Raw genomic sequence first — 4,893 nt, 5'->3', positions numbered from 1 at the left:
CGTGGATGGTAGTTCCGCCCCGTTTCCCGGGATGCCAGCCCAAAACAAGCACGCCGCCGCCGCCGTCTCCAGCTTTGCTTTACCATCCAGCGCGGCCATTGCGGAGGACACCATGTTCCGGAGTTCCCTGCTCTTCGCCGGGTCATCGTGCCAGGCAATCACATTCAAGTGGGCTTTCACTGGCAATCGGCCCTGACCGATGGCTTCATTGAGGAATGCGCTCGTCGCGTCACGGCTGATGGCGTTTTCACGTGAATAGGCCGAAAGTGATTGCAAACGTTTCCGTTTTGCTTCCAAGTGGCGGAGGGTCCCCGCCGCGTCACCGACAATGATGTACTGGTTGACGATATGATTGCAATGCAGCAACAGGCCTAACGGCGCACCGAAACCGATGGAGAACGGGGTACGCTCGGTGCTGTACTTTTCGTAATTCAGGCGGGGGCCGCACAGGGAAGGCAGGTCATCAGGATCTGCAAGGGAAAAAATGTGCAGGGAGTGTCCCGCTACGCCCAATTCCCCACCAGTATTGAAATCGGCCAATACCGGCATTTGGTCTTCAGCCAATTGATAGCAATATCTTTCGAGCAGGCCTGCACGATTAGGAGAACTGGCCAGGACATCACCGTCCAGCCTCCGCAGCTCCAGGAAACCGCTGTCTTGCAGAACGGCGGCGAACTGGCTGGCCTTTTCGGCAAATACCTCGAAGCGCCGGTCGTCCAGCAGCTCCCGGGCAACAGGAGACGTGCGAAACAAGACGCCTGCCGTCGGCGCTGGGTTCAATAAGGCCGGTGGCACCGTGCTGAGAAAAATGTAACATTCATGGCGCAGAAAGGGTCTTTCCGAAAAATGCCGGTCGCTGGCGTCCATAAGGAAAGAGTCAGCCGAGGCGGATGGCTTGAAACCTTCCTCTAAGTACCAGTCTTGCTTATGAACGATAGTATGTTCCGGCAGTACGCGTATCGCCTTCACAAAAGCGGCATGGAGCGCCTCATAGTCAGCGGAAGACATCGTGAATATCTCCGGCAGCACGACCGAAAAAGCTATGGAAACGCTGCCGGATTTAGCAATGAGAAAATCCTTTTCGATTTTATGAATAGGGAACACGCTCTCCAGCGTTTTACTCTTTTTCATACTTGCGTGAATTGAAGGAGGTGAAGACACTACGCGAGGACGTCGTGATATGCTGCGGCAAACGGGATTGAGCGAGCTTCTTTGCTAGGCCATGCTCGCCGTACCGCTTGCTATACCGTTGAACCGCAACCAACAGCCCATATCCTGCAACCACTACGGCTACGACAACCGGTATTGCCGGTATTCCTGCGATGAAGGCAATTGCACAAAGCAGCAGCAGGAGAACCATGCCCACTGCGAGAAAGAGCAGATACTGCGCCTTTATACCCCGAAACTCGATGCTGCGGTTGACGCCTTTGTTTATTTGATATACTGTTGCCATCGGTAAAGATTTACACGCCGAAAAAGCTCTTCAATACCGTAGCCACAACGACCAGGAAAATGCAGGCACCGAACCAACTCGCGGCCAGCTTCGTCGTTTCCGTATCGCCTTGGCTCCATCGGGTATAGACCTTTACGGCGCCTACCAGCCCAAGTACGGCGCCGATGGCATAAAGCAGGGTTATTCCAGTGTCGAAGTATTCACGGACCATGTCATTTGCTTGTTCGATACCGGCAACACCATCTTGGGCATTAGCGGAAATGCTCGCAGATAAGAGAACGATGGCAATAGCCTGCCAGCGGGCTTTCTGCCCGTATGAATTGAGTAATTTCATGAATTGGAAATTTGGGAGGTGAGGATGCCCTGCCTGTGGGGGCCCGTCGCCGGCGGAGAACCGTTGATCGGCAGGCAGGGCTATGATGGGAAAGTTAATTTGACCATGTGGCCTACGACCACAGTTCCGCCAGTTCCGCTTCCGTAAAACGTAATGCCAGGTCGCGCTCTACAGATACAGCCACATATCGGTTAATGGCATCGTAGAACTCGGTATTCTGGAAAATACCGTATTGGCTTACGATAGCCCGTATCTTCGTGAACACTTCAGCAGGATTGGCGGGATGGCTGGCGATGTTGCCGATAACGGCAGCGATATGATCGATTACTGCTTCAGCTTCCTTCAGGAGAATACTTGAATCGTCCTCCACCAGTTCCAATTCGCCGGAGTTATCTTCTTCTGTAAAATCGATTTCGGGATCTTGAGGCTCGTAGCTGGAAGTTGGAAAGCGATTGCTAAATGAAGGTGCCAGGGGCTCCCTGAAGCCAGCCGTCTGAACGACTGGTACGGGAATTTCTTTCTTACTGAACGCTTTTGCCCTGATGAAAAAAAGATAAACCAGGACATATGTAATGCCCGAGAGAAGCAGGGCGAGCAGTACCGGTGAAAAATTGATAGATGCCATACAATTGTATTTTGATTATGAAATAAATTGTAAGGCAAATGTGCGATCCACTAAAGCTCATTTTTCATAGTCTAAATCCTAGTTGGGTAATTTTATTTTGAATTTTTCACCATCTTTGGAATAGTTATCTTCAAAAACAAAAAATCCGATGGATGACATAACCGTACGGTACAACTTTAAGTATGATTCCGTAATAGTAATTCAGTCGCTTCTTCCAAATGAACCAGAAACCGGAAAAGAGCTTTTCAATGACATAATTAGAAGACGTTGTGAGCGCAACGGCACGCGGGCACATTACATTTCCATTCAGACTAAAAACGAATTCTTCCAAGAACTATATGCCATAAAAGCGCAAGTAATAGCCGGAACAGTATCTCCCATTTTGCACATGGAAATACATGGAGGTCGAAAAGGTTTAGAATTAGGAAATGGAGAAGTAGTTTTATGGGAAGAGCTGGCGGGAATTTTCAGGGAAATGAACCGGGCATTGACGAATGGGTTAATCATTTCTTTGGCGACTTGTCAGGGGGCATACATGTACAAGTTAACTGACATTCAGCAGACTGCACCGTATTGGGGATTCATAGGTCCAAAGGATATTATTAGAAACGAAAACTTCACGCGAGACTTCAGTGGTTTTTACGACCTTTTGTTAGAAACACACGATCTTGGAAAGGCCCTTGACGCACTTAACATCAATAATGAAACCTATTTATATGCATTTCTTACTGCTGAGATGATTTTCGATTTGGTCGTTGAAGAAATTAATAGAAGGCCAAAGGAAAAAAGCGTGGAAACTTTTAGACGGCTTTTTTCGCGGACAAAAAAAGCATTTCCCGAACTAAATAGATATCAAAGGAGACAACAATTAAAGCATAATCAAAATGTGCACAACAGAAGTGTTTTCTTGGCGAAACTAAAAAGAGATTTTTTGATGAAGTGATGTTACCTTTTATTTCTCCGTATTCGGTTTCTTTCCTCTACTGCATCAATATATAGCAAATACTTACTTTTAATCCATTCCAAGGCTGAGGCTAGTCCTTTCTTTCTGCGAAGGATTTCCTGGAACGTAATTGTATGGGCTTTCAACTCAATATAAAACACCTTTTCGCAATACCGTGTAATCGCTTCGACCGTCGCATCCCCGTTATTGAATACCTTCGCTGCATAGAATGCATAAATGATCTCGATCAAGCTGGTTTTTGATTCAGTCCATTGAAGCGGGGCAACGCCATCCGACTTCACCTGCTGAGAATTTCCGGAAAGTTCCTCTTCAATAGCGTCATTTACATAAACCCTTAACCGCTCATTCGCCAAAACAATTGCTATTTTAAGTGAATGCGGTGTACACTGCTGCCTGTCGATCACCGCTGCATAAGTATCGGTATAAAACTCCTCCATTTTCGGGTTACGGAGAAAGAACTCCTGATCGCGATGCGTTTTTCCACTTCTGTAATATTTATAAAAATCAAGGTGATGAAAGAAAAAATCATCGATCTTCTTTATTTCATGCTCAAGGTATTTCACCCGGCTCTTCGATGAGCCAGGGAAAGTGTGGCATTGAATCGAATAAACTGTACTATAATAAATCCACAGCGCATAAAATTCCGGGTTAATATCCTTAAAAAACCGGATTTCCTCGTCGGTGCTGGTGAACGTGTGTAATCTTACCAATTCTTTGAGGGAAATGAGTGCTTGATTAATATAAACCAGGATCTTTTCAGTGCGGGCCAACGATACCGATGGGTCACGAGATAATATATTGATCTTGGTCTGCAATTCGCGCAGCAGATCATCAGAAGCGGTCAGCATTTTGAATCATTTTAAAATGAAACATAGGGGCACGAAAAAGGGGAAGCATCATTGCCCAGGTTGGGGTGATACTTCCCCCTCGCAGCTGCGATTAAAGCAGCGTAAGGTATGGTAGTTATTATATCAGTTCAATAATAGATAGGCTTTTCCCTGAAACAATACAAATGATTCGATTTGGTCGTCTTTCAGCAAAAAGTACCGTACAAACTTACCTGATGGATCAGTCACAACATACGACCTTTGGCGATAATCGGGTCCGAGGGTCATTATTTGTAGTTTTTCATCAACATCGTTATATGGTATGATCTTCAGATCATCGATTTTGACCCTTTTGACCTGTTCCACCAAATCGGCCACCGCCATGCTGAGGTACATCTTCCTGGTCGCTCTGGAAGCGACTTTTGATTCTTCCGCATAAAAAACCACATACTTTGACACTACGGTATCGATATGCCACCTCGGGCCTGCGATGTAAGTAAGGAACTTCTTAATGATCGCCTGGTCACGCGAAGGCTGGGTAACTGCAAATGCGTGGAAGGTAATCAAACTAAAAATGATAAGAAACTTCACGGTTTTCATAAAAAATATGGTTTAGTTACATTCTCCTGTGTTATCGTCCGAGCGGCCCCGTCCTGAAACGGCTCCGGGCACCTTTTTTAAATCCTCGCC

At 46.6% G+C, this 4,893-nt stretch carries 7 protein-coding genes; 1 reads left to right on the top strand and 6 read right to left on the bottom strand.

The window, feature by feature from the left end:
- The 4 genes from Q0510_RS04030 to Q0510_RS04015 all read right to left on the bottom strand — a co-directional run.
- Positions 1–1,131, bottom strand: a 1,131-nt coding sequence (locus tag Q0510_RS04030) for a TraG family conjugative transposon ATPase (RefSeq protein WP_298708483.1), incomplete at its 3' end; no start/stop codon positions are given.
- Positions 1,118–1,453 carry a DUF4133 domain-containing protein gene (locus Q0510_RS04025; RefSeq protein WP_126247890.1) on the bottom strand — a complete coding sequence of 112 codons (336 nt, stop codon included), beginning with the start codon at positions 1,451–1,453 and terminating at the stop codon, positions 1,118–1,120. The genes Q0510_RS04025 and Q0510_RS04030, both read right to left, overlap by 14 nt.
- 10 nt (positions 1,454–1,463) lie before the next feature.
- Positions 1,464–1,787, bottom strand: a complete 324-nt coding sequence (locus tag Q0510_RS04020) for a DUF4134 domain-containing protein (RefSeq protein ID WP_126247888.1) — start codon at positions 1,785–1,787, stop codon at positions 1,464–1,466.
- Positions 1,788–1,899: 112 nt separating this feature from the next.
- Positions 1,900–2,412, bottom strand: coding sequence for a hypothetical protein (locus Q0510_RS04015; protein ID WP_126247886.1), 513 nt, complete (start codon positions 2,410–2,412; stop codon positions 1,900–1,902).
- A 148-nt stretch (positions 2,413–2,560) separates the two neighbouring features.
- Between Q0510_RS04015 and Q0510_RS04010 the strand changes: the two genes are divergently transcribed.
- Positions 2,561–3,355, top strand: coding sequence for a hypothetical protein (locus tag Q0510_RS04010; protein ID WP_298708481.1), 795 nt, complete (start codon positions 2,561–2,563; stop codon positions 3,353–3,355).
- A 2-nt stretch (positions 3,356–3,357) separates the two neighbouring features.
- Here the strand turns inward: Q0510_RS04010 and Q0510_RS04005 are convergent, their stop codons facing one another.
- Together Q0510_RS04005 and Q0510_RS04000 are read right to left on the bottom strand one after the other, a co-directional pair.
- The gene (locus Q0510_RS04005) at positions 3,358–4,224 is read right to left on the bottom strand and encodes an RteC domain-containing protein (protein WP_126247882.1); all 867 of its coding nucleotides are present in this window, start codon (positions 4,222–4,224) and stop codon (positions 3,358–3,360) included.
- A 123-nt stretch (positions 4,225–4,347) separates the two neighbouring features.
- Complete coding sequence (locus Q0510_RS04000; protein WP_126247880.1) at positions 4,348–4,803, bottom strand: hypothetical protein; 456 nt, start codon at positions 4,801–4,803, stop codon at positions 4,348–4,350.
- Positions 4,804–4,893: the final 90 nt, after the last annotated feature.

Origin of the sequence: uncultured Chitinophaga sp. (assembly GCF_937874145.1) — a bacterium.
In the GTDB taxonomy this organism is placed as follows: domain Bacteria; phylum Bacteroidota; class Bacteroidia; order Chitinophagales; family Chitinophagaceae; genus Chitinophaga.
This window is presented reverse-complemented; position numbering and strand designations above follow the sequence as displayed.

Coding starts and splice junctions, on each gene's coding strand:
- Q0510_RS04000 (WP_126247880.1), bottom strand. CDS start 4,803: ATGAAAACCGTGAAGTTTCTTATCATTTTTAGTTTGATTACCTTCCAC.
- Q0510_RS04025 (WP_126247890.1), bottom strand. CDS start 1,453: ATGGCAACAGTATATCAAATAAACAAAGGCGTCAACCGCAGCATCGAG.
- Q0510_RS04005 (WP_126247882.1), bottom strand. CDS start 4,224: ATGCTGACCGCTTCTGATGATCTGCTGCGCGAATTGCAGACCAAGATC.
- Q0510_RS04020 (WP_126247888.1), bottom strand. CDS start 1,787: ATGAAATTACTCAATTCATACGGGCAGAAAGCCCGCTGGCAGGCTATT.
- Q0510_RS04010 (WP_298708481.1), top strand. CDS start 2,561: ATGGATGACATAACCGTACGGTACAACTTTAAGTATGATTCCGTAATA.
- Q0510_RS04015 (WP_126247886.1), bottom strand. CDS start 2,412: ATGGCATCTATCAATTTTTCACCGGTACTGCTCGCCCTGCTTCTCTCG.